The sequence below is a fragment of the Polaromonas sp. genome, assembly GCF_012927485.1.
GTDB lineage: Bacteria > Pseudomonadota > Gammaproteobacteria > Burkholderiales > Burkholderiaceae_C > Polaromonas.
The window spans coordinates 16,335-41,358 of record NZ_JABBPC010000004.1; the positions used below are offsets into that span (position 1 = coordinate 16,335).

Consider the following 25,024-nt stretch of genomic DNA (forward strand, 5'->3'; position numbering starts at 1 on the left):
TTCGGGCAACCGGGTCTTCAGTGTCTGACAACTAACCAGCCGAATGCAGCCAACGAAACCGCCATGTACAGCAGTCCTGGTGCAGCGGCCGCCAGCCAAGGCTGCCAGTCGCGCAGATTACCGATGTAGCCAAACACGTTGTTCAGTAAGAAAAAGCTGATACCGATCATGACGCCGGCAAACACATAGCCGGCGATGCCGCCCGAGCGGAAATGAAGGTAGGCAAACGGTAAGGCCAACATCACCATCACCAGGCAGCTAAGCGGGTAAAAAAGTTTTTTCCAGAACTCGATTTCATAGCGCTGGGCCGTTTGGCCGTTGGCATCGAGGTGCCGGATGTAGTTGAAAAGGTCGATCGTGCTCATCCGGTCGGGTTTGAGCAGCGCTACCGCAACCATCTCTGCGCTGATCGCGGTGGGCCATCGGAAGCTGTCGATGGTAGTTCGAGTGACTTTCGCGTTTTCCCCGACTTTGGGGGCGGCGATAGAAAGTGCCGGAACCTCAAAGTCTGCGCGGTTGGCCTGTTCAAGCCGCCAGGCGTCGCCCTGCGTAAATTTAGCGACCGGTGCCTGGGTGATCGAAAGAATCAGCCCTTTGTTGTTGAATTCAAAAATCTTGACTCCATGCATTTCGTTGTCAGGTGACAACTCCTTGACGTTGACCACGTAGGTGTCGTAGGCCTGTTTCTCTTTTAGCCACGCACCGGTCTGGCCGACGGTGATCTTGCTTTGGTAGCGCGCCTTGAGCAACTGTGCCGCGCGCTCGCTGGCTGGTGCCACGTAGTCTCCTACCGCAAAGCTGAACACCACAAAAAATGCACCCAGCACCAGCAGCAATTTGAGCGCGCGCCACGGCCCCAATCCACTGGTGCGCAAAATCGTGTATTCAGAACTTTGAGCCAAGCGAGCCATGACAAAAATGGTGCCGATCAGCACCGAGATGGGTAGCAGTTCATAGAGATGATTGGGTATGAGCAAAGCCACGTACAACAGCGCGTGTCTGACCTGGTAAATGTTGGCGGCCGCGCTTAAGCCGTTATTTTTGCCAAGATATTGCAGCTCATCGACCAGGTCAAAAAGGAAGAAAAGGGCCAGAAAGCCCAGCGCCACTAAGGCAATGGCCGCCAGCACTTCGCCGTAGATCAAACGGCGTATGGTTTTCATGGGCGGTTCCCATTAACGCGCACGGCAGGTGGTGCATGGCGCACGCGCGGGGTCAGCCTGAGAACCCAATTGGTATGCCGCTTTGCCAGCCATCCCAAGCCCAGCAGCAAGACAACACCGTGCAGGGTCAACAAGAAGTTGCTAAAGCTGATAAGGCCAACGAAAATCCAGCTCTGCCCCAGATTGATCAAGTTGTTGTAAACCACAAACGTCAGCAAAATAAAAATCATGTTGCCACTGCGCCCGCCGCGCGGGTTCACGCTGGCCAGCGCCAGCGCCAGAATCACGAAGTTAATTGCCGCCAAGGCCAGACCGAGCCGCCAAGCCAGTTCACCGAGGTTGCCAGGTGTGGGGGTGCTAATGAGGGCGCGGGTGGACAGAAGCTTGGCTTCCGGCGCGCTTTCAGTGAGGGAGTTCGCGGCCCCCGTTTTGGTACCGTATTCTTCAAAGTCGCTGATTTTGAGGGCTGATTGCCCAATAACATTTTCAAGCCGCTGGCCGTTTTCGAGTATCAGGAACTGGGCATCTCCTTTGGTCGTAATGTGGCCTGAGCGCGCCGTGGTGAGAGAGCTTTTGCCATTTTCGGTTGCAGCGATAAACACATTGTTGCTGGCTTGTTCGCCTGCCAGATCACGGTCAATAAAAAATACGCGGTTGCCGTTGGACGATTCCTGAAACTGTCCCGGTGCAATTCGGTCCAGGTCGCCGCGTTGCTCGTAGCGGCTTTGCATGTCCTTGGTTTGCTGGTTGGTCCATGGCCACACAAAGAGTGCCATCAGGGAAATGACAATAAGAACCGGCCAGGCAAAGCGAAACAGCGGCACAAGGAAGCCCGCAAGTCCCTGGCCGCTGGTGAACCACACCACCATTTCGCTATCACGGTACATGCGCGACAAGGTGCTGACCATGGCAATGAAGAGGGATAGCGTCAAGATGGTCGGCAGACGGCCCAAAGCCGAGAAAGCCATGAATAGCATGACATCCTGGGGATTGATAAATCCTCGCGAGGCTTGGCCGAGTGTGCGAATCAGCACAATGGTCATGACGATGGTGATCAACACCACCAGGGTTGCGCCGAAACTGCGTGCTAACTCTCTGCGAATTGAAGATTGGAATAACATTGAAGGGATAAGCGCTTTCGAGTCGTTTTATTTTTGTTTTATTTTGGTTTATTTACCAGACCGTGAATTATGAACTTTGAACTCAAAACACTGACCCGTACCCGAATTTGTAGCGAAAAATGTGATGCGCTGGTGGTACTCATACCGCAAGACTTGAATTCAGAGGGCGATCCCCTGTCTGTCCTGGCTGCACTTGCCATCAAATCGGGTGACTTTGAGGTCAAACCCGGCAAGCTGCTCAGCGCCTACCGCACGCCGGGCATCGCGGCGACCCGGGTATTGCTGGTGGGGGCGGGTGATGGGAGTCCAAAAAATGTCCGTACTGCTGTGAATGCGGCGATGGGGGCTTTAAAAACCAGCACCGTCCAGCGCGCAGTTCTCTGCCTCAGTGCGTTGAATAACCCGCAGGCCGAATCGGTGCGCGCAGCTGTTGTGGCCTGCGGCGACGCCACGTACACCTACCGCACCACCAAATCCAAAGCAAGTCCAGCAAAATTGCAACGCGTCGTAGTCGCTGTGAATGATTCAGTAACGACCATGGCGGGGTTCGAAAAAGGCGCGGCGCTGGTCAAAGGTATTGAGTTGGCCAAAGAATGGGGCAACCGGCCGGCGAATCATGCAACCCCCACCCTGTTGGCGGGTGCAGCCCGGGAGCTGGGTAAATTGCCTCACATTAAGACCGAAGTTTTAGGTCTGAAGGAGATTGACAAGCTGGGCATGGGTGCGTTCAAAGCCGTCGCACAGGGCTCTGCAGAGCAGCTACGCTTTATTGTGTTGCATTATGAAGGTGCTGCCAAGGCCGAGGCGCCTGTAGTACTGATCGGCAAAGGCATTACCTTTGATACGGGGGGTATTTCCATCAAACCCGCGGCCGAGATGGACGAGATGAAGTTTGACATGTGCGGCGCTGCGAGCGTGCTGGGGATCTTTCGGGTGCTCGCGGAACTGCAACCAGCACTGAACGTGGTGGGATTGATCCCGGCCTGCGAAAACATGCCGAGCGAGCGAGCCATCAAACCTGGCGACGTAGTCACCAGCATGAATGGGCAAACCATCGAAATTCTGAATACCGACGCGGAAGGACGGCTGGTGCTGTGCGACGCATTGACTTACGCAGAGCGTTTCAAGCCTCGGGCGGTCGTGGACATAGCGACACTCACTGGCGCCTGCGTGGTGGCGTTGGGGGGAGTCCGCAGCGGGTTATTTTCAGCGGACGAGCAGTTGGCCACGTCGCTGGCGGAAGCCGGTGAAACATCCCTGGATTTGTGCTGGAGGATGCCGTTGGATGAAGAGTACGCCGAGGGTCTCAAAACGAATTTTGCCGATGTCGCCAACGTGGCAGGGAGAGCAGGCGGCGCGGTGACCGCTGCAAAGTTTTTGCAGCGTTTTACGGCTGGTTTTCCGTGGGCGCATCTGGATATTGCCGGTACGGCCTGGAAAAGCGGGGCCGCTAAAGGGGCGACAGGGCGCCCGGTGCCCCTGCTGTTGGACTTTTTACTAAGTCAGGCCTCTGCTGTGGCGGGGAAGAAAGCAGCGCTTAAAACGCTGCCTATAGCCCGCGCTGAAGCCCGCCCTAAAGTCACGCCAGTGAAAAGAAGAACGGCTGCTCCTAAAACCCGCACATGACTGAAATTGCTTTCCATTTCAACGTGCGTGACAGGCTCGCCTACAGCTGTCGCTTGCTGCGCAAGGCCTACTTCAGTGGCGCCAATGTTGTGGTAACGGCAGGGCCTGAAGTGCTGGCCGAACTTGATCAATTGCTATGGAGTTTTTCGCCCACGGAGTTTGTGCCGCACTGCCTTGCCGGCGCCGCAGAAAACAGTAAGGGGGCTGCTCCAGTACTTCTTGCCGAATCGTTCACGGGATGCATGCATTACGACGTTTTAGTCAATCTGGGGCAAAGAATTCCTGTGGGATTTGAGCGTTTTGAGCGCCTTATCGACGTGGTGACACAGGCTGACGATGACCGCGTTTCGGCACGTAGCCGCTGGAAGCACTACACCGATAGGGGGTACACCATGAAGCAGCATGACCTTGCCATTATTCAGGAGGACACATGAGTAGTCCTTCGGTCCCGCCTCGTTTCGTCCCCACGCTGACCGAGGTAGTCCAGCCTGCACTCAGGTCCACTGCAGGGCCCGCTTTGAACAAGAGTGGCGTTCTTCTGGCGCTTTCTCCTGAGCGGGAGGATGAAATTGTGCACCGTGTTTTGCAGCGGATAGACCTGATGCTCGAGCGGCGTTTGCGGGAGACGGTCAAGCAGGTGATCTTGGCGCATACCCAAACCCTCGCGCCCCGCCTTCGGGAAGAGATTGAACTCGTTGTGCGCCAATGCGTGAACGATGCCTTTGAGCAGGAACTGGCTCAACCGAGGCTTTGACCTTAGATCAATGATGCCTTGTCGCCGAATTTTTACAAGGGTATTCTTTTAAGACGGCGCTTGCTAAAACTTGAAATTAGAAAGCTCATCTGATCTCTGAATAAATCCCTTATTGAAAGAAATTAGGGACGTTCCTATGGCGCGGGCCCGGAAATTGCGTTAAGTTCTGCCCCGTTGAGTAAAAAAAATTGTTCTCAACCTTTAACGGTAATTTCCTACTCGGAGTGTCTCTATGCAAATGAAATTAAAACTGACGGTTGCGGCGTGTATTGCTATGGGCGCGGGTTTTGCGTCCGCTCAAGAAGCCGTGGTCAAAATTGGGCACGTGGCACCGATGTCCGGCTCACAGGCCCACTACGGAAAAGACAACGAAAATGGCGTACGCATGGCCATTGAAGACCTGAATGCACAAAATGTGGTCATCGGGGGCAAAAAAATCAAGTTTGAAATTGTTGCTGAAGATGATGCGGCTGATCCAAAACAGGGCACGGCAGCTGCACAAAAACTGTGCGACTCTAAAGTGTCTGGCGTTGTCGGTCATTTGAATTCGGGGACGACGATTCCCGCAGCCAAGATTTACAACGATTGCGGTATTCCCATGGTGACGGGCGCTGCAACCAACCCCAGTCTGACCAAGCCTGGCTACAAGACCACCTACCGCATCATCGCCAACGACAACGCTTTGGGCGCCGGCCTGGCTTTTTACGCTGCTGACGCCCTGAAGCTGAAAAGGGTCGCTATCATTGATGACCGTACTGCCTACGGCCAAGGTGTTGCTGAAGTCTTTAAAAGAACGGCGTTGGCAAAAGGCATGACTGTGGTTGACGAGCAATACACAACCGATAAAGCCACGGACTTCATGGCCATCCTTACCGCGGTCAAATCCAAAAACCCTGATGCGGTCTTCTTTGGCGGCATGGATGCACAAGCTGGCCCGATGTTGCGCCAGATGGAACAGCTCGGAATGAGCAACGTCAAATATTTTGGCGGTGACGGCATCTGCACGGCTGAAGTGGCCAAGTTGGCCGGTGGCGCCAAGACCATCGGTAATGTTGTTTGCGCGGAAGGGGGCGCTTCCTTGGCCAAAATGCCGGGCGGTGAAGCCTGGAAAAAACGTTACGACGCCAAATACCCTGGTCAGTTCCAAATTTACAGCCCGTATACCTATGATGCAACGTTCGTTCTGGTTGATGCCATGAAGCGGGCCAACTCAACCGATCCAAAAGTCTACGTTCCAGAGTTGATTAAATCCAACTTTAAAGGTGTGACCACCACCATCGCTTTCGAACCCAACGGCGAACTGAGAAATCCAGCCATCACTCTGTATGTGTACAAAGACGGCAAAAAGTCGGCCCTGAACTAAAGCTATTTAGCAGTCACTAAAAAAGCCACCATGGGGTGGCTTTTTTCATGGCTCTGACCCGTCCTGAATAAGGTTGACAGTTTTTTCATCAAGAAAAGGCGAGTCAATGGAATCAAGGATTTGCCCGATCCTGAAATAAGTTGACGCCTTGAGAATCCAGAAAGGCAAGTCAAATCAAATGGAATCAGCAGCCAAGATGAGTCAGCGGGATTGCTGGCTGACTTTTTAATGGGGCTTGGTTGCTCCAAGTAGAAAAAGGCGATCTGACCTGCGACGGTGCGCTACGACGCCGTGGCTTCCAGGATTGGGCCACGGTTTTAGTCTGGTTACGCAAACATTGAGGGTTTTTATAATCAAATTCGCAGGCACAGTCATTTTGACCAAATTAGCACGCTTGCGTTCGGGTAGCTTCGGATTGGAAGCTGATTTCTGCCTGCCGACGAGACGGAAACCTACCGTTAGCTAAGAAATACACTTTTTATATGTAAGGCCATTATGGCAAAATCTGGCGTTGTGAGAAATATCGCAGGAGGAAACGCCATGCTGCATAAACAGAAGGCCGTAGCCGTTGGGGATGCTGGCTATCAGGGCAACGAAGAACGATCTGATGCCAAGGCAGGCGGGGTGAAACACCCATTCGGGTGATCAAGCGCCAGTCTGGATTTGCGAGCGTGTTCTATGGAGACCTGAAGAAAAGCACGGCTGAGCGCATCACGTTGTTTACGCTGTCCAGCTTTTGGATGATGCGCAGCAAATTGACAGGATTCGGTGCATGAATGCGCCCGCGAACGGGACAAATGTTTTGCCCATGGTGATGAAAGCCCAAGGAAGTCGCAAAACCGACGGAATTTCCGGCAATTTCTCATGAAATTACACTATTTGAAAATTAATCCTTTGTTACTTCCGTTGGTAACGATTTGTTCGGACTATCCTTAAGCCTATGAAAGTCACCGAGATTCTCCTTAAATACCTACTCGGTGCTGTGCTATTGAGTGCTACAACCAGCAGCCTGGCAGTGTCTTTGGGGCGTATGCGCGGTGCGACCATTTTGAGCAGACCCCTGAACGTAACGCTGCCGGTTCAATTTAACGAGTCTGAAAGCCGCGCGTCGGCCTGCGTGTCTGCCAATGTGTTTTTCGGGGACAGCCAGATCCCGCCAAGCCGGGTGAGCACTGTCATTGAAGCAGGTGCGAAAGCCACTGAAGCGCTGATCCGAATCCAGACCACCTCTGCCGTGGACGAGCCCATAGTGACAGTGCTTGTGCGCGAAGGCTGTACGCAGAACAGCACGCGTAAGTACGTGCTGCTGCCGGAAGTGTCGGGCAACAATGCTGTTCAAGCAACGGACACTATTGCTGAAGCTGTGGTGGCCGTGCAATTAGCCCCCCCCCGCAACGTCGCGAGAAGATCCGGTGCGCCAGCCGGGACTGTGGAAGCAGATCCTGCATTAACCAGCCCCCGCAGAAGGGCCTTCAGAGCAAAGGCTGAAGCCAACCCTTCAGCAAGCGCGGCCAATGATCAGCGCGCCAGGGTCCTCGCACTCGCCTTGACCATTCCGCCAGTCCATCCGGCGGCCAAGCTACCACGGGAACCAGGCCAAAAATCCTTGAGTGCCCGGTTGAAGCTCGATCCCCTTGACCTGTCCGCCGAGCGGGATCCTGTGTTGCGCTCTTCGTTCGAGATCCTGACTATGCCTTCGACGGATACGCAACAACGAGCTGCGGCAGCCGCGCTCTGGCAAGCGCTTAACGTCCAACCCCAAGACGTGTTGCGCGACAGCCAGAGGCTCAAGTTCCTGGAAACGGAGGTGGCTAACATTCTGGCCCAGGGTCGCAAGAGTGAGAACGCAGTGGAGGCACTACGAGTCCAGCTTGAGCTGTCGCGTAGCGAGCGCTATAGCAATTGGCTGGTTTACGTCCTGGGGGCGTTGCTGATGGCGGCCCTCGCTGTTGTCTTTTTCTGGACCCGCAATCAACGAATAAATAGTGAATTTACGCTTGGTCCTTGGTGGCGCAGAAGGCTTGACCCAGACAATAAATTTGAGGGGCAGGACGCAGTCCCGGGAAACCTTGCGCCAGCAAGTTGGCAGTCCAAGGTCCAACCGCTGGTCCCGATTGACCCGCCAGTAAACTCCAAACGGGACCTCGATCTCAATGCCGCAGGCGCTGAGTCCAAGAAGCAGAACGCAAGGATGCCGCAGTCGGCTAAAGGCTTCAGGCCGATTGAATCGAAAGGCCACCCGGACTTCTCGCGAAGTCTGCCGGGCGTTACGGGCTCGCCACGCGTCGGCAATGCAGAAGAACTGTTCGACGTACAGCAGCAGGCCGACTTTTTCGTGTCTCTGGGCGACTTTGACATGGCCGTAGAGGTTTTGCGCCATCATATTACCGACAGTGTGGATGCCAGCGCATTGGTCTATCTTGACCTCTTTGACCTTTACCGCAGCTTGGGCTACAACGACGATTACGATCTGCTGCGCCAGGAGTTCAATCAAATTTTTAATGCCCAGGTGCCCGTATTTGACGAGTACACCACGGACACACAGGGCCTGGAGTTCTATCCGGCGGCGTTGTCGAAAATTGAGTCACTATGGCCTACACCCGAGGTCATCAAGGTGATTGAGGAATCCTTTTTCCGTAAACCAAATTCCATTCATGAGGTTTTCAGTGTTACGGCCTACCGCGAGTTGCTTCTGCTTCATGCGATTGCAAAGAAAATTGTTGAGCGGCCCACCGGGTCGGGGAATATTGCACCGAGTGCATCGCCAGCGCCCGATTCGTCTACTGCGTCAGAGGTCTTGCACAACGCGACTGACTTTGCAACGACCGGTAGCCTGCCACTTTCGGCCGAGCTTAAAGACACGGCCCCAGCTCGGGCAGTTTTTACGGAGACATCTATCGGCTCGATTCAACCCCATGTTTCGCCCCGACTTGGCTTGGACATTGACTTGAGTGATCAATTCCATTTTCACGACAAGGCTGTGCCCGAGATCCTGCCCCCAGCCACCGTCAGCGAGTTGCCATCTCATCAGCAGTCGAGAAACCTCATCGACTTTGACCTGGATCCGGTAAAACAGCCGCCGTCTAAAACTACGTAGGGTGGTGGTTTAACTGCGTTGTTAGACGCTCGACGGCTCCCAGAACATACTTTGCGACCAGGGGCTGTCGCGCCGTGTACTGCGCTGGCCGCATCTTCAGAGGGGGGGCTAACTTCGGTGCCGCATTCGCTCGCTTCGAGGACCGAAAACCAGCCTTTCCATGGGCCATGGTTGATCCACCATGGCTCCGCTACCGTCGGACGTGTACGTAGGTGGGATTGACAATGTTGGTGGGCGTGCCCTTAATGAAGTTGAGCACGTTGTCAAAGGCTGCCCCGAAATGCAGCTCGTAACTATCCTGCTCGACATAGCCGATGTGCGGCGTGCAAATGCAGTTCTCAAGCCGAAGCAACGCATGGCCTTGTAAAATGGGTTCTGATTCAAAGACATCAACGGCCGCCAAGCCTGGGCGCCCCCGATTAAGTGCGGCGAGCAGGGCTTCGGGCGCGATCAGTTCTGCCCGCGAGGTATTGACCAGCAAGGCGCTGGGCTTCATACGCGATAAATTTTCCAGCGTCACGATGCCGCGAGTTTCCTCGTGCAGCCGTAAGTGCAGGCTTAGCACGTCGCTTTGTTCGAAGAGTTCGGCTTTTCTAGCAGCTATTTCAAAACCCTCAGCCTGAGCCCGTTCGCACGATGCTTCACCCCCCCAAACTACCACCCGCATGCCAAACGCTCTCCCGTAGCCCGCAACGATTTGCCCAATCTTGCCGTAGCTCCAGATACCCAGCGTCTTACCTTTCAGAACCGAACCGATGCCAAAATTGGGCGGCATTGAGGCGGACTTGAGTCCTGATTGCTGCCAAGCGCCATGCTTCAAATGCGCCACGTAATGGGGAATACGGCGCATCGCGGCCATTATCAGCGCCCAAGTCAGTTCAGCAGGAGCGGTGGGAGACCCTATACCTTCGGCGACAGCAATCCCGCGTTCTGTGCAGGCCGCCACGTCGACATGGTTACCGATACGACCGGTTTGCGCTATCAGTTTGAGCTTGGGTAGCTTTTCAATCACCTGACGATTTAGTTGGGTTCGTTCGCGAATCAACACAATCACATCAGCGTCCTTGAGTCGGACCGACAGTTGGCCTATCCCTTTGACTGTATTGGTATAGACCTTGGCAGGGTAAGCATCCAATTTGGCAGCGCAGTTCAGTTTTCGCACTGCGTCCTGGTAGTCATCAAGGATCACAATATTCATGTGGCTATTGTGCCTGCTGGATTTCTCATCATTTGCGGCAGACTTACTGAAGGTATTCAAGTTCAGCTATTAAACAGCAGCACTCGGGCGCAAAAGCAATATAAGTTTTTAACTCACACGTCGGGAGGGCAAGTCCACCATCACGGGCTGACCCGGCGTTGTGCAACCCGTGTCGCAGCATTTACCAGGCTGTCTGTTTTGCGTAATGGACCGGCCAGGGTCATGAGCGGCAGCGGAAGGTGATCCATCAGCGCCTATTCCGCGCTCCAGAATGCGCTCCACCAGTTCGACTTTGGAACCGATCGGATAATTACGGTAAATTTCCTGCTTCATCGCGGCAGGAGAGCCACCGCCATGCAGACTGATCACGCTATACCAGCCACCCTGATAGCCCGCGGTCAAGTCTTCAATGAAGCGGGCAGTTTCTATACGCTGCTCGTAGGGCACGTCCGGGTTGGCACGCAACACTTCAGACAGTCTTGCACCGGTTTCGGGATTGTGGTCTTCGTCAGGGCCGGGCAGCGTGACTATGAGGCCGCCACTCACGTAGTGCGCGATGCGGTGCATGTCATAAATTTTGGTAGCCAATAACAGCTTGCCAATGTTGCTGAATACGGGGTCGGGCATGAAAGTCTTGCTGTGTTCGTCCGGCTTGCCATAAACGCTTGCGGCCACCCCGCAGGCATAGAAGCTCTCCGTGATAGTGATGAGCTCCACCATCTGTTCACGCAAATGGGTTTCCTTGGCAGGGTCAAAGCCGTTGGCCTCGCACATTAATGCGCCTGCCCCAATCAGAAGATCTCCAAACCCTGCGCGCGCCGCTATGCACGTGTGGCGATGGTGGGTAGCATAGCTGTAGGTCAAGTGGCCGGAGTGTTCCCATTCACCGGCATAAAACACGTTCTCCATGGGCACAAACACTTTGTCGAACATGACTACACCGGTGCTCTGGCCATATTTGCGGCTAAAAAGGGCTGCGCCGTGCTCGACCTTTTCACCGGGGCGTCCGGCAGGGCGTGCGACGATGGTCACGCCAGGCGCGTCGATGGGTACCGCGCAGCAGACTGCAAAGTCGGCATCTTCTTTGCCCATGTTGCGACAAGGCATGACCAGCAGTTCATGCATATACGGCGCGCCAGTCACGATCGCCTTGGTGCCGCTGATAGTGATGCCGCGTTGGCCATTTTGGAGGACGTTGCGCTCAACGATGTGCAGGTAGCTGTCCACATTGGATTGCTCGTGCGGGCGTTTGCTGCGGTCGCCTTTGGCATCGGTCATGGCCACACCCAATGTGAGGTCCTGTTCCTGAATGCGGTGTAGATAGTGGTGGAAGCGCGCGCTGTTTTCAGTGGTGCCTCGCGCATCGTCGATGCGTGCCGAGACCTGGCCTATGGCGTTAAGTGCGTCGTGCGTCAGGTAGCGCTGGGCGCAACCGGTTTCCTGGCAGACCAAGCGCACGGCCTCAAGCTTGTTGAGCAAGTCGCCACTGCTGGTGTTGATGTGCGAAAGACGATTTACCAGCTTGCCGCTGGTGTGTTGCACGGCCGTCATGATCGGTGCGTAACGCGCTTTCAGCGCATAGTCATAAGTCAGGGCGATGGCATTGATGCCAGGGCCAAAACCGCGTTCATCCACCACGCTAGTTACCCGTTGACCGTCCAGAAACACGCGCGGCTTGTAGCGCCGCAGGGATTCGCGAAAGTCGTCGCCAGACATCAGCGTCGCGGTGGGGGCGGGTGCATTCATGGAAAGTCTCCTGGTTGGAGTTTATTTTAAACGACGTTTAATTTAATGATCAAGTGTTCAATTGCTACATTGCCACAGCTTTTTCAGGTTTACATTAAACGGATGCAAGCCAAACTGCAACGCCAACAGGCCATGAACAATTCGCGCCGTTCGCTCGTATTGCTCGCTGCCCGCTCGGTGTTCGAGCGGCATGGCATCGAAGGGGCCAGCATTCGTGAAATCGCCAAACAGGCGGGATATACCCCAGGGGCGATTTACTCGTATTTTGAAAGCAAGGAAGCGATTTACGGTGCGCTGCTTGCGGAATCGCTGGAACGCCTGAACGCAGCAGTGGACGCCGCGACGAAAGGTGCTCGCACTTGCGGACTCAGTCCTGCCGAGTTGTTGCAGGCCGCTGCCAGCGCCTGGTTCGGGTTTTATGCGGCAAACCCGCGTGATCTCGATCTGGGGTTTTACCTGATGCAAGGCATGCGCCCGCGCGGACTGACTGCCGACCTCAATTACCAGCTTAATGATCGCCTGCACGATGCGCTCGGACCCTGCGAAGCTGCTTTGAAGGCCATGGGGCTGAGCCCGGAAGAAGCTTTGAGCGAAAATACTTCATTATTTGCCCACGGTGTGGGTTTGCTGCTGCTGCAGCACACGGGACGTATCCGCATGTTTGGGCAAAATGCCACGCTGCTTTTTGACGCCTACCTGCTTGGGCTGGTCAAGCGCCTGCAGCGAAGCGGTGGAAAAGTCCCCTAACTGCCAGACCTTCAGGAATTAATATGTTGCTTGACGTTGATGACACCCAACTGGTACTTGTGGATTACCAGATCCGGCTGATGCCCGCCATTTTTGAGAAGAACTTCGTGATCGCCAATGCGGTGCGTCTGGCCCAGATGGCCCGGGCGCTTGAGGTGCCGGTATGGGGTACGGCAGAGAACCCTGAAAAGCTGGGGCAGAACGTGCCGGAATTGCAGGCTGCGATTGATGCGGCTGGCGGTAAAACACTTGCCAAGATGCATTTCAGCGCCGTTGCGGATGGCTTGCTTGACTGGTTGCGCCCACCCGCACGCAAAGCGCCGATGGGCGGTAACGCACGCAGTCTGCCCAAGTACCTTCAAAAACCGCCGGAACCGGAAGAAGCCGGGCGAAGCACCATTGTGATCGCCGGTTGCGAAGCGCATGTGTGTTTGATGCAAACCGCGCTGGACCTGCTGGAAGAGGAGTTCGAGGTGTGGGTAGTGACGGATGCTTGTAGCTCCCGCACTGAACGCAACCGCGACGCAGCATTTGACAGGCTGGCGGGTAATGGTGCTGAGCTGGTGACCACCGAGATGGTGGCGTTTGAATGGCTGCGTACGGCTGAGCACGACCTGTTCAGGGACATCCAGACCCTGATCAAATAAAGGGTTGGACCTGTCTTGGTGACCTCTTTGCCCCGCCTGAATCAAAAAAGATCAGGCTGCTCGGGGCTCGCGTCAGCGTGATGCAAGTCCGTCATGAATAATAAAAATACAGTTGTTTGCTTTTTAATCCAGACAAACCAAGACTTATCAGGAGACATTCCTTGTTCAAGGCACTTCAACTCAGCAAATCCGAGGCCGGTTTTTCAGCCGCTATCGCTGAAATCCAAGAATCCCAATTGCCACCAGGGGACGTTTTAGCGAGGGTGGACTACTCAACCCTCAATTACAAAGACGGCTTGGCGATCACCAACACCGGTGCCGTGGTGCGCAACTGGCCCATGGTGGCAGGGGTCGATGGTGCCGGCTCGGTACTGGAGTCCACTCACCCTCACTGGAAGGCTGGTGACCGATTTGTGCACAACGGCTGGGGTCTGGGCGAAACTCGCTGGGGACTAATGGCCGAACGCGCACGCTTGCAGGGGGACTGGCTGGTCAAGTTGCCGCAGGCGTTCAGCACGCGTCAGGCGATGGCGATCGGCACGGCAGGTTACACGGCCATGCTCTGCGTGTTGGCGCTTGAACAACACGGCATCATGCCGGCAAGTGCCTCTGCGGAGGTGTTGGTCACGGGTGCCACCGGCGGCGTAGGCAGTGTGGCCGTCGCGCTGCTCAGCAAACTAGGCTATACCGTAGTGGCCGCAACGGGCAAGGCCAGTGAGCAAAACTACCTCAAACAGCTCGGTGCCGCCCGCGTGATTGATAGAGCAGAGCTTTCTATCCCCGGCAAACCGCTGCAAAAGGAGCGCTGGGCCGCGGTGGTGGATGCGGTGGGCTCATACACATTGGCCAACGCCTGCGCTCAAACCCGTTACGGAGGGGTCGTGACGGCCTGTGGGTTGGCCCAGGGCGCTGACTTTCCTTCTACGGTGATGCCTTTTATTTTGCGCGGCATCACGTTGGTCGGCATCGACAGCGTGATGGCCCCACTGGCGCGCCGCCAAACGGCATGGGATCGTTTGGCGAAGGACCTGGATCCCGCCAAGCTCGAAGCCATGATTGAAGAGGTGCCGCTGTCCCGAGCCGCCGAAAAAGCGGCTGAGCTAATGGCAGGAAAAATCCGCGGACGTATCGTGGTCAAGATCTGAATCTGAATAATTTACAACACAAAATCGAGACAAGCCATGAGCAATGCACCCGCCAACTACGCCGATTTTTATAGGCAATCCATTGACCAGCCAGACGCATTTTGGGCCGAACAGTCCCGACTGATCGAGTGGCACAAACCTTTTGACCGGGTTTGTAACTACGACAATCCGCCGTTCGTACAGTGGTTTGAAGGGGGCGAAACCAACCTTTGCCACAACGCCGTAGACCGGCATCTCAAAGACCGGGCTGATCAAGCGGCCCTGATCGCCGTTTCTAGCGAAACAGGCCTTGAGAAAACCTATACCTTCAAAGATTTGCATCTTGAAGTGCAGAGGATGGCGGCGAGCCTGAAGGCGCTGGGTGTGCAAAAGGGTGACCGTGTATTGATTTACATGCCGATGATTGCCGAAGCGGCATTCGCCATGCTCGCCTGCGCGCGAATTGGTGCGATTCATTGTGTGGTGTTCGGCGGGTTCGCCAGTGGGTCGCTGGCCGCGCGGATCGAAGATGCAACGCCAAAAGTGATTGTGAGTGCCGATGCGGGTTCGCGCGGTGGACGCGCGTTGGCCTATAAGCCGCTGCTGGACGAGGCGATCCGCCTGTCCAACCATAAACCCGAAGCGGTGCTGCTAGCCAACCGCAAATTAGCGCCCATGGCGATAGTGGCAGGGCGCGACCACCTGTGGGACGATCTCCGTGCGATACACCTGGATGCCCAAATTCCTTGCGAATGGCTGGACTCGACGGCGATCAGCTACACCATTTACACCAGTGGAACTACCGGCAAAGCCAAGGGCGTGCAGCGTGACACGGGCGGTTACGCTGTAGCGCTGGCGGCCAGCATGAAGCACATTTTTGATGGACGGGCAGGCGAAACCTTTTTTTCAACCAGTGATATCGGCTGGGTGGTGGGCCACAGCTACATTGTCTACGGACCACTCATCGGGGGTATGGCGACCATCCTGTATGAAGGGCTTCCAACACAAGGTATGGACGGCAAACCTGATGGCGCCATTTGGTGGAGCTTGGTGGAAAAATACCGCGTTACCACCATGTTTAGCGCACCGACTGCAGTGCGTGTGCTTAAAAAGCAGGACCCAGCACTGCTCAAAAAATACAACCTTTCCAGCCTGCGTGCGCTATTCCTCGCCGGCGAACCGTTGGACGAACCCACCGCGCGTTGGATCAGTGAAGGCCTGAATGTGCCCATCATCGATAACTACTGGCAAACCGAAAGCGGTTGGCCGATTTTGACCGTTGCCAACGGCGTCGAGAAAAAAGCCAGTAAGTTTGGCAGCCCAGGCGTTCCGATGTATGGCTACAACGTCAAACTGCTGCACGAATCCACCGGAGAGGAGTTGACCGTGCCTGGCGAGAAAGGGGTGGTTGTCCTAGATGGGCCCACGCCACCAGGCTTTATGCAAACCATTTGGAATGACGACGCGCGCTTCGTCAATACTTATTGGAAAAGTGTGCCCGGCAGAATGGTTTACAACACGTTCGATTGGGGCATACGGGATAAAGACGGTTATTACTTCATTCTGGGCCGCACCGATGACGTGATCAACGTGGCGGGACACAGGCTGGGCACGCGCGAAATTGAAGAAAGTATTTCCGGCCACTTGCAGGTGGCAGAAGTGGCCGTGGTCGGAGTGGCCGATGCGCTGAAAGGGCAGGTTGCCATGGCATTTGTAGTGCTTAAGGATGCCAGCGCGTCACAAGACAGCGCAGTATCACTTAAGCTCGAAGCCGAAATCATGAAGCGGGTGGACAACGATCTCGGCGCTGTCGCGCGACCTGCCAGGGTTCGCTTTGTGACCGCCTTACCCAAGACGCGCAGTGGCAAGCTGCTGCGTCGCGCTATTCAAGCCGTGTGCGAAGGCCGCGATGCGGGGGATCTCACCACAATGGACGATCCAGCTGCGCTGCAGCAAGTGAAGGATTTGGTGACTAAATAAGCCAGCCATGGCCGCGGCAACAACTGGCAATTGATAGGACGACAGCCTTTCCGCTGTCACGGTTCGGTGGCACAATATCGGTTGTTTCTGAAGGCGTTTCGTGCCACAGTCGCACCCGCTAATCGGTCAAGCCGTGTTGCGGAAGGTTAATTAACCAGCTTTAACCAGCTAATGTTTCCCCAAGGGAAACGGAGGTCAGCGGATATGAATTCCAACGCGCAGTCACCTGCATCTGTCTACACCGCCTATCAAGGCAATACCTATCTTTTCGGCGGCAATGCGCCTTATGTCGAAGAGATGTACGAAAACTACCTCGCCAATCCGGGCAGCGTACCTGAAACCTGGCGCGAGTATTTCGACGCCTTGCAGCATGTTCCCGCAGTGGATGGCAGCAACGCCAAAGACGTGCCGCACATGCCGGTCATCAATGCCTTTGCCGAGCGTGCCAAGCAAGGTCAGACCAAGGTTGTGGTCGCGAATGCCGACCTGGAAATGGGGCGCAAGCGTACGGCGGCCCAGCAACTTATCGCAGCTTATCGCAATGTCGGCGTTCGTTGGGCTGACCTGGATCCCCTGAAACGGGCCGAGCGCGACAAAATTCCTGAGTTGGAGCCGTCTTTCTACGGCTTCACGGATGCCGACCAGGAAACGGTGTTTAACACCAGCAATACTTTCTTCGGCAAAGACACCATGAGTTTGCGGGAACTGATAAACGCGCTCCGCGAGACCTACTGCGGCACGATTGGTGCCGAGTACATGTACGCCACCGACCAGAACCAAAAGCGCTGGTGGCAGCAAAAGCTGGAGGCTATTCGCAGCAAGCCCAACTTCACCCAGGAAAAGAAACTTCACATCCTTGACCGGCTTAGCGCGGCCGAAGGTATTGAGCGCTTTTTGCACACCAAATATGTCGGCCAAAAACGTTTCTCGCTTGAAGGCGGTGAAAGCTTTATTGCCAGCATGGACGAACTCATCCAGCGCGGCGGGGAAGTCGGCGTGCAGGAAATCGTCATTGGCATGGCGCATCGGGGTCGCCTTAATGTGCTGGTCAACTCGCTGGGTAAAGTGCCCGCCGACTTGTTTGCCGAATTTGACCATACGGCACCTGAAGATCTGCCCAGCGGAGACGTGAAATACCACCAGGGTTTTAGCTCTGATGTCACGACCCCAGGCGGGCCCGTCCACTTGTCGCTGGCATTTAATCCCTCCCACCTCGAAATCGTGAATCCGGTGGTGGAAGGCTCGGTTCGTGCCCGCATGGACCGCCGGGCCGATCCGAAGGGCTTGCAGGTGTTGCCTGTGTTGGTGCATGGCGACGCCGCTTTTGCCGGACAAGGCGTGGTCATGGAAACGCTGGCGCTTGCAGAAACCCGGGGCTATTTCACGGGCGGTACGGTGCACATCGTCATCAATAACCAAATCGGCTTTACCACCAGCGACCCGCGAGACAGCCGTTCCACGCTGTACTGCTCCGACGTGGTCAAAATGATCGAAGCGCCTGTGCTTCACGTTAACGGCGATGACCCGGAAGCCGTGGTGCTGGCTACCCAGCTGGCACTCGAATTCCGCATGGCATTCCAGAAAGATGTCGTCGTCGACATCATTTGCTTCCGTAAACTGGGTCACAACGAACAGGACACGCCTGCACTGACCCAGCCGCTGATGTATAAAAAAATTGCGCAGCATCCCGGCACTCGCCGCCTGTATGCCGACAAGCTGACGGCGCAGGGCATGGGCGAGACGCTCGGTGAGGATATGGTCAAGGCCACGCGGGCAGCGCTCGATGCCGGTAAGAGCACGTTCGATCCCGTGCTCACGAATTTCAAGAGCAAGTACGCAGTGGACTGGCGCCGTTACCTCGCCCAGAAGTGGACGGATGCCGGAGAAACCGCCATTCCAATGGCCGAATGGAAACGTTTGGCCGAGAGAATTACTACGATCCCCCCCAGTGTGACCCCCCATAATTTAGTCAAAAAAGTGTATGACGACCGGGCGGCCATGGGGCGCGGCGACATCCCGGTTGATTGGGGCATGGGCGAACACATGGCATTTGCCTCGCTGGTAGCGAGCGGTTACCCGGTACGTCTGTCAGGTGAAGATTGCGGGCGCGGTACTTTTACCCACCGCCATTCAGTGATTCACGACCAGAACCGTGAGAAGTTCGACACTGGAACCTACGTTCCCTTGCAAAATGTGGCCGACAATCAGGCTCCATTTGTGGTGATCGACTCCATCCTGTCGGAAGAAGCGGTACTGGCTTTCGAGTACGGCTACGCGTCCAACGATCCGAACACCCTTGTGATTTGGGAAGCACAATTTGGCGACTTCGCCAATGGCGCCCAGGTCGTGATTGACCAGTTCATTGCCTCTGGCGAAGTGAAGTGGGGCCGTGTCAACGGCATCGCGCTCATGCTGCCGCACGGCTACGAAGGACAAGGACCTGAACACAGCTCCGCTCGCCTTGAGCGCTTCATGCAGTTGTCTGCCGACACCAATATGCAGGTGGTTCAGCCGACCACCGCCAGCCAGATCTTCCACGTGTTGCGCCGTCAGATGGTGCGCAACTTGCGCAAGCCGCTGGTAATCATGACACCCAAGTCCTTGCTCCGTAACAAAGACGCAACCTCGCCGATCTCCGAGTTCATCAAGGGTAGTTTTCAGACCATCATTCCCGAGAAAAAAGAAGAGATCAACAAAAAGGCGGACAAGGTTAAGCGCATCATTGCCTGTTCGGGCAAGGTGTATTACGACTTGGCCAAGAAGCGGGAGGAAAAAAGCGTTGACGACGTGGTGATCCTGCGCGTCGAGCAGCTTTACCCGTTTCCGCACAAAACCTTTGCAGCGGAGCTGAAAAAGTACCCGAATGCTGCCGACATCGTCTGGTGCCAGGACGAGCCGCAAAACCAGGGCGCCTGGTTTTTTGTGCAGCATTACATCCACGAAAATATGCTCGATGGCCAGAAGCTTGGTTACTCTGGCCGCGCAGCATCGGCCTCTCCGGCGGTAGGCTATTCCCACCTGCACCAAGAACAGCAAAAAGCGCTGGTGGATGGCGCGTTTGGCAAGCTCAAGGGTTTTGTCCTGACCAAGTGAAGTCGCGGCGAACCACAAAAAACACAAAAAATACCCGAAAGAATCAAAATGGCTATCGTAGAAGTCAAAGTTCCCCAACTGTCCGAGTCCGTGGCGGAAGCCACCATGTTGCAGTGGAAAAAAAAGGTCGGCGAGGCAATTGCCACGGACGAGATCCTGATTGAGATCGAAACCGACAAAGTCGTGCTCGAAGTGCCCGCGCCTTCTGCCGGGGTGCTGATTGAGTTGCTGGTGCCGGATGGCGGCACGGTGGTGTCGGATCAGGTAATCGCGAGAATTGATACGGAGGGCAAGGCAGGCGCAGCCGTAGCGGCTGCCACTGCGCCTGCTGCTGTTACGGCTTCAGCGCCGCCGCTCTCAGCCTCTGCTGCCGTAGCAGGCAGCTCTATGGCCGGTGTGGCCATGCCTGCAGCTGCCAAGTTGATGGCAGACAACAACTTGGCGTCTGGCTCTGTCCCGGGAACCGGCAAGGAGGGCCGTGTCACTAAAGGTGACGTATTGGCTGCAACGGGGTCCAATGCGGCCAAATCGGTCGCGGCGACCGCAGTTCCTGCAGGGGTGCCAACCGTTGCTTTACCAAAAGTGGCTGCACCTGCCAATCCTGTCGATTTGGGTGATCGCCCTGAGCAGCGCGTTCCCATGAGCCGCCTTCGCGCCCGCATCGCCGAGCGTCTGCTGCAGTCGCAATCCACTAACGCCATTTTGACTACTTTCAATGAAGTCAACATGGCCCCTGTAATGGAGATGCGCAAGCGTTTCCAAGAGAAGTTTGAAAAAGCGCACGGAGTCAAGATTGGCTTTATGAGCTTCTTTGTAAAAGCCGCTGTGCATGCGTTGAAGAAATATCCGGTTCTCAACGCGAGTGTGGATGGCAACGATATTGTCTATCACGGCTTCTTCGATATTGGTATCGCCGTCGGCTCGCCGCGCGGCTTGGTGGTGCCTATCCTGCGCAACGCCGACCAGATGAGTTTTGCTGAAATCGAAAAGAAGATTGCCGAATACGGCGCCAAGGCACGTGACGGCAAGCTGGGTATTGAAGAGATGACGGGCGGGACGTTCTCTATCTCCAACGGCGGCGTATTCGGCTCCATGCTGTCCACCCCGATTATTAACCCACCGCAGTCCGCCATTTTGGGCGTGCACGCAACCAAAGACCGGGCGGTAGTTGAAAATGGTCAGATAGTGATTCGCCCAATGAATTACCTTGCCATGAGCTACGACCACCGGGTCATTGACGGCCGTGAAGCAGTGTTGGGCCTGGTAGCCATGAAAGAGGCTCTGGAAGATCCCGCCCGCCTGTTATTCGATATTTAGAGACTGTCAAACCAGGCTGCAGTAGTTGGACTACCAGTCTGGCCTTCAATTTACGGAAAAGAACATGCCCCAACAATTTGACGTGGTCGTACTCGGTGCCGGGCCGGGTGGCTATATTGCCGCTATCCGCGCAGCCCAGCTGGGCTTTAGCGTCGCCTGTATCGACGAATGGAAAAGCGCCGATGGCGGTCCGGCTTTGGGCGGTACTTGTACCAACATTGGATGTATTCCGTCCAAAGCCCTGTTGCAGTCCTCGGATTATTACGAACAAGCGGGCCACCACTTTTCGGACCATGGCATCGAGGTGAAGGGCTTGGAACTAGATGTTGCCAAGATGGTCAGCCGCAAAAATTCCGTCGTCAAACAAAACAACGATGGCATCGTGTACTTATTTAAAAAGAATAAGGTCACTTTTTTCCACGGCCGTGGCTCCTTTGTCTCTGCTAAAAACGGCGCCTACGACATCAATGTTGCAGGCGTTGTCGCTGCAGTCATCTCCGGCAAACACGTAATTGTGGCTACCGGTTCGATCGCGCGTGCGCTGCCGGGTGTGCCGTTTGATGAAGAAACTATTCTCTCCAATGACGGCGCGCTGCGAATTCCTGCTGTACCCAAAAGGCTGGGTGTAATCGGTTCGGGCGTGATCGGACTTGAAATGGGTTCGGTCTGGCGACGGCTAGGTGCCGAGGTCACCATCCTGGAGGGACTTCCTACGTTTCTGGGCGCTGTGGACCAGCAGATTGCCAAGGAAGCACAAAAAGCTTTTGTTAAACAGGGGTTGAAGCTTGAACTCGGTGTGACGGTTGGCGAGATTAAATCCGGGAAAAAAGGCGCGTCAATTGCCTATATTGATTCAAAGGGTCAAGGCAAGACGCTCGATGTCGATAAATTGATTATCTCAATTGGCCGAATAGCCAACACGATTGGTCTTGCACCTGAAGCGGTGGGATTAAAACTCGATGAACGCGGCGCCATCGTGGTCGACCACGAATGTAAAACCAATTTGCCCAATGTGTGGGCGGTGGGTGACGTCGTGCGGGGTCCTATGTTGGCGCACAAAGCAGAAGAAGAGGGCGTCGCGGTAGCTGAGCGTATCGCCGGGCAACACGGCCATGTCAACTTCAACACCATTCCCTGGGTGATTTATACCAACCCCGAGATTGCATGGGTTGGCCAAACCGAGGAGCAATTGAAAGCCACAGGGCGTGCTTACAAGGCCGGCACCTTCCCTTTCATGGCCAATGGTCGTGCGCGCGCCATGGGAGATACCACGGGCATGGTGAAAATGCTGGCAGATGCCGCAACCGATGAAATTCTTGGCGTGCATATCGTTGGTCCGATGGCCAGCGAGCTGATCGCCGAATGCGTGATGGCGATGGAGTTTCGCGCCAGCAGCGAAGACATCGCCCGTATTTGCCACGCGCACCCGTCGCTCAGCGAAGCTACCAAAGAGGCTGCATTAGCGGTGGACAAGCGCACCCTGAATTTTTGACGATCTGGGTGCGGAATCAGTGACTTATCTGGTGCGTTCAGCCTACGAGGCTGAACTCGCGATACGGGGGTACACAAGTGATCCCGCTCAATTACGTGCGATCGATGCGTTGGAGCGCTGTGCCACTGAATGGGCGGCGTTCAAAGAGCGAAGATCGAATACCTTCAAGAAGCTTATCAACCGGCCCGACATTCCGCGGGGCGTTTATATGTACGGAGGAGTGGGACGGGGTAAAAGCTTCCTCATGGATTGTTTTTATGGCGCCGTACCGCTCAAGCGCAAGATCCGGCTGCATTTTCACGAATTCATGCGGGAAGTACATAGGGAACTGCATGAGCTCCAGGGCACAGTGAACCCGCTCGATGAGTTGGGCAAGCGCATCTCCAAGCGCTATCGGCTGATTTGCTTTGATGAGTTTCATGTGGCGGACATCACGGATGCCTTGATTTTGCATCGACTGCTGATCGCGTTGTTTGAGAACGGTGTCGGCTTTGTCACAACGTCGAACTTTCGTCCCGATGATCTTTACCCCAACGGGCTGCACAGGGAGCGTATCCTCCCCGCCATAGAGCTGCTCAAGGCCCATCTGGAGGTTCTCAGTGTCGACAACGGGACCGACTATCGGAGGCGTACGCTAGAGCATGTGAAGCTCTACCATACACCACTCAGTCCCCAGGCAGAGGCCGAGATGACGGACACCTTTAATCGTCTGGCGGAGTCACAGGATGAAACTCCAGTTCTGCAGATTGAGTCGCGGCAAATCAGGGCAAAGCGAAAGGCCGGAGGAGCCGTTTGGTTCGATTTCAAAACCTTGTGCGGTGGGCCACGATCACAAAACGACTACCTGGAGATTGCCAGCCAGTTTCATACTGTGCTGCTGAGCAACGTGCCCCACATGCCGGTCAGGATGGCATCAGAAGCCAGGCGGTTTACCTGGTTGGTGGATGTCTTGTATGACCGCAGGGTCAAATTGATCATGTCGGCCGCTGTGGCCCCTGAGTCGTTGTATACAGAAGGACCCTTGGTGCATGAGTTTCCCCGTACGGTTTCGCGGCTCAACGAAATGCAATCAATGGAGTTTCTTGCTCTGGAGCGTAGAAATGTTGACACGACATTAACATGAAAAAAATTTTCCTTGCCGTCTTTATTGCGACGCTAAGCGCGCTCACAGGTGCGCAAACTGGCGGAGAAGTGGCGGCCCCTCCGGCTCGGCGTGGCACTATCGACGCAGAGCGCGTAAAAATCAGTGCCGAGCGGGCCAAGCTGGAGGCTGGCTTTTTAGCGGAAGATGCTGCCTGCTACAAAAGATTTGCTGTCAACGGCTGCCTGGATCACTTGAACACCAGGCGGCGTGAGGCGAGGGCTGATCTGCGGGGGCGGGAGATCGCTCTTAACGATGAGGAGCGAAAAATTAAAGGGGCGGAACAGATTCGAAAAACCGAAGAAAAATCATCCCCTGAAAAGCTACAGGAAGCGGCTGACCTGCGCGCCAAAGCCGTAGAGGATTACCAGTCGCGACTGGATCGGGATAAGCAAAAACAGCAGGATCGAGCCTCAGTTCAGTCCAGTGAAAAGGTTAACGGTGAAGCCAACGCGGAGAAGCTCAAAGACAATCGGCAAAAAGCGCGATCACGAGCGGACATTCCCGCTACCGCAGCGGAAGAAGCTAAAAAATTCAACGAGCGCCAGAAAGAAGCGGGGACTCGGCGGGCTCAGCATGAAAGCGATCAGCTGAAGCGGGACAAGCGCACCCCAAATCCCTTGCCTTTGCCAGAGTAAGCGTTTTCTAGCCCAAAGGCTCAAGCTTGACAATCACCAGCGACAGATTGTCACCAACGCCGCGCGCACGCGATCTGGCTTTTTTAATTAAAAATTCGGTCGCTTCGCGAGGCGACAAAATGGACAAGGCTGAACCCATTTCGTTAGCGGTGAAGTAGTGCCAGACTCCGTCACTACAGGCAAGCAGAATGTCATCTGGACGCAATTGGGGGATGAAATGCTGTGTGACGGAAGGTGCTTCCTCGGTGCCAAGGCAACTCATCAAAATATTTGATTGAGGGTGGATATTGGCCTCCTCTTCGGTGATTTCTCCTTTGTCGACCAGAGTTTGTACATACGAGTGATCGACCGTTCTATGCACTAGCTTGTTGCCCCGATAGTGGTAAATCCGGGAGTCGCCGGTATGCGCCCAGTGGCAGGCCCCGCCTGGGTTGATCAAAAATGCCGCCAGCGTGCTGTGAGGTTCCTGTTCAGCCGATATTGCGGTCAGTTTGATCACGATATGGGCTTCTTCAATGATCTGCTTGAGCATTGAAGGTGCGTCATCAGTGGCCGGGGCATAACGTTCGAAAAGCTGTTTGGCCGTCAGCATGACTTGGTCAGAGGCTTTACGCCCGCCGCTGCGACCCCCCATGCCGTCCGCCACTATGCCTAACAGACAGCCAGAAGCCCGCGGGTGACTCAGCAGATTCACCTGGTCCTGTTGATAGTCTCGATCACCTTTGTGGATGCCCGTGGATGCTGTGATTCGATAACCTTTGGACATCGTGTGGTAGC

19 protein-coding genes are annotated in these 25,024 nt (G+C 55.3%); 14 read left to right on the plus strand and 5 right to left on the minus strand.

All coding sequences use genetic code 11. The features are described 5' to 3' along the window. Positions 1-17: 17 nt before the first annotated feature. Both lptG and lptF read right to left on the minus strand, forming a co-directional pair. Entirely contained in the window at positions 18-1,163 is a 1,146-nt protein-coding gene (lptG, locus tag HHJ16_RS00665) for an LPS export ABC transporter permease LptG (protein ID WP_293639854.1), read from the minus strand. After that, entirely contained in the window at positions 1,160-2,284 is a 1,125-nt protein-coding gene (gene lptF, locus HHJ16_RS00670) for an LPS export ABC transporter permease LptF (protein WP_293639856.1), read from the minus strand. Before lptF ends, lptG begins: the two co-directional genes overlap by 4 nt. A gap of 69 nt (positions 2,285-2,353) precedes the next feature. Here lptF and HHJ16_RS00675 point away from each other — a divergent pair, with 69 nt between their 5' ends. The 5 genes from HHJ16_RS00675 to HHJ16_RS00695 all read left to right on the plus strand — a co-directional run bounded on the left by HHJ16_RS00675 (position 2,354) and on the right by HHJ16_RS00695 (position 9,124). Next, entirely contained in the window at positions 2,354-3,910 is a 1,557-nt protein-coding gene (locus HHJ16_RS00675; RefSeq protein WP_293639857.1) for a leucyl aminopeptidase, read from the plus strand. Beyond that, complete coding sequence (locus HHJ16_RS00680; RefSeq protein ID WP_293639858.1) at positions 3,907-4,344, plus strand: DNA polymerase III subunit chi; 438 nt, start codon at positions 3,907-3,909, stop codon at positions 4,342-4,344. The genes HHJ16_RS00675 and HHJ16_RS00680 overlap by 4 nt, the downstream gene beginning before the upstream one ends. Then, positions 4,341-4,664, plus strand: a complete 324-nt coding sequence (locus HHJ16_RS00685) for a hypothetical protein (protein WP_293639860.1) — start codon at positions 4,341-4,343, stop codon at positions 4,662-4,664. Before HHJ16_RS00680 ends, HHJ16_RS00685 begins: the two co-directional genes overlap by 4 nt. Before the next feature lie 232 nt (positions 4,665-4,896). Continuing rightward, on the plus strand, positions 4,897-6,027 hold the full coding sequence (locus HHJ16_RS00690) for a branched-chain amino acid ABC transporter substrate-binding protein (RefSeq protein WP_293639861.1): 1,131 nt from the start codon (positions 4,897-4,899) through the stop codon (positions 6,025-6,027). A 940-nt stretch (positions 6,028-6,967) separates the two neighbouring features. Beyond that, the gene (locus HHJ16_RS00695; protein WP_293639862.1) at positions 6,968-9,124 is read left to right on the plus strand and encodes a hypothetical protein; all 2,157 of its coding nucleotides are present in this window, start codon (positions 6,968-6,970) and stop codon (positions 9,122-9,124) included. Between the two features lie 190 nt (positions 9,125-9,314). Here HHJ16_RS00695 and HHJ16_RS00700 read toward each other — a convergent pair whose 3' ends face one another. Together HHJ16_RS00700 and HHJ16_RS00705 are read right to left on the minus strand one after the other, a co-directional pair. Then, entirely contained in the window at positions 9,315-10,322 is a 1,008-nt protein-coding gene (locus HHJ16_RS00700; RefSeq protein WP_293639863.1) for a D-2-hydroxyacid dehydrogenase family protein, read from the minus strand. A 108-nt stretch (positions 10,323-10,430) separates the two neighbouring features. Beyond that, the gene (locus tag HHJ16_RS00705) at positions 10,431-12,068 is read right to left on the minus strand and encodes a 4-hydroxyphenylacetate 3-hydroxylase N-terminal domain-containing protein (RefSeq protein WP_293639864.1); all 1,638 of its coding nucleotides are present in this window, start codon (positions 12,066-12,068) and stop codon (positions 10,431-10,433) included. A 102-nt stretch (positions 12,069-12,170) separates the two neighbouring features. Here HHJ16_RS00705 and HHJ16_RS00710 point away from each other — a divergent pair, with 102 nt between their 5' ends. The 9 genes from HHJ16_RS00710 (at position 12,171) to HHJ16_RS00750 (ending at position 24,247) form a co-directional block, all read left to right on the plus strand. Next, a complete protein-coding gene (locus HHJ16_RS00710) occupies positions 12,171-12,815 on the plus strand; it encodes a TetR/AcrR family transcriptional regulator (RefSeq protein WP_293639866.1) in 645 nt (214 codons plus the stop codon). A 23-nt stretch (positions 12,816-12,838) separates the two neighbouring features. After that, positions 12,839-13,462, plus strand: a complete 624-nt coding sequence (locus HHJ16_RS00715) for an isochorismatase family protein (protein WP_293639867.1) — start codon at positions 12,839-12,841, stop codon at positions 13,460-13,462. Positions 13,463-13,623: 161 nt separating this feature from the next. After that, a complete protein-coding gene (locus HHJ16_RS00720) occupies positions 13,624-14,607 on the plus strand; it encodes an MDR family oxidoreductase (protein WP_293639869.1) in 984 nt (327 codons plus the stop codon). A gap of 36 nt (positions 14,608-14,643) precedes the next feature. Next, positions 14,644-16,566, plus strand: coding sequence for a propionate--CoA ligase (locus HHJ16_RS00725; protein ID WP_293639871.1), 1,923 nt, complete (start codon positions 14,644-14,646; stop codon positions 16,564-16,566). A 204-nt stretch (positions 16,567-16,770) separates the two neighbouring features. Beyond that, positions 16,771-19,659, plus strand: a complete 2,889-nt coding sequence (locus HHJ16_RS00730; protein ID WP_293639873.1) for a 2-oxoglutarate dehydrogenase E1 component — start codon at positions 16,771-16,773, stop codon at positions 19,657-19,659. Between the two features lie 48 nt (positions 19,660-19,707). Next, entirely contained in the window at positions 19,708-20,976 is a 1,269-nt protein-coding gene (gene odhB / locus HHJ16_RS00735; protein ID WP_293639875.1) for a 2-oxoglutarate dehydrogenase complex dihydrolipoyllysine-residue succinyltransferase, read from the plus strand. 64 nt (positions 20,977-21,040) lie between these two features. Then, the gene (lpdA, locus tag HHJ16_RS00740; RefSeq protein WP_293639876.1) at positions 21,041-22,468 is read left to right on the plus strand and encodes a dihydrolipoyl dehydrogenase; all 1,428 of its coding nucleotides are present in this window, start codon (positions 21,041-21,043) and stop codon (positions 22,466-22,468) included. Between the two features lie 19 nt (positions 22,469-22,487). Then, positions 22,488-23,591 carry a cell division protein ZapE gene (gene zapE / locus HHJ16_RS00745; protein WP_293639877.1) on the plus strand — a complete coding sequence of 368 codons (1,104 nt, stop codon included), beginning with the start codon at positions 22,488-22,490 and terminating at the stop codon, positions 23,589-23,591. Further along, the gene (locus tag HHJ16_RS00750) at positions 23,588-24,247 is read left to right on the plus strand and encodes a hypothetical protein (RefSeq protein WP_293639878.1); all 660 of its coding nucleotides are present in this window, start codon (positions 23,588-23,590) and stop codon (positions 24,245-24,247) included. The genes zapE and HHJ16_RS00750 overlap by 4 nt, the downstream gene beginning before the upstream one ends. 7 nt (positions 24,248-24,254) lie before the next feature. On the opposite strand, the gene HHJ16_RS00755 is transcribed toward HHJ16_RS00750, so the two are convergent. Then, positions 24,255-25,013: a protein phosphatase 2C domain-containing protein gene (locus HHJ16_RS00755; RefSeq protein ID WP_293639879.1), complete on the minus strand. Its 759-nt coding sequence runs from the start codon at positions 25,011-25,013 to the stop codon at positions 24,255-24,257. Positions 25,014-25,024 lie beyond the last annotated feature (11 nt).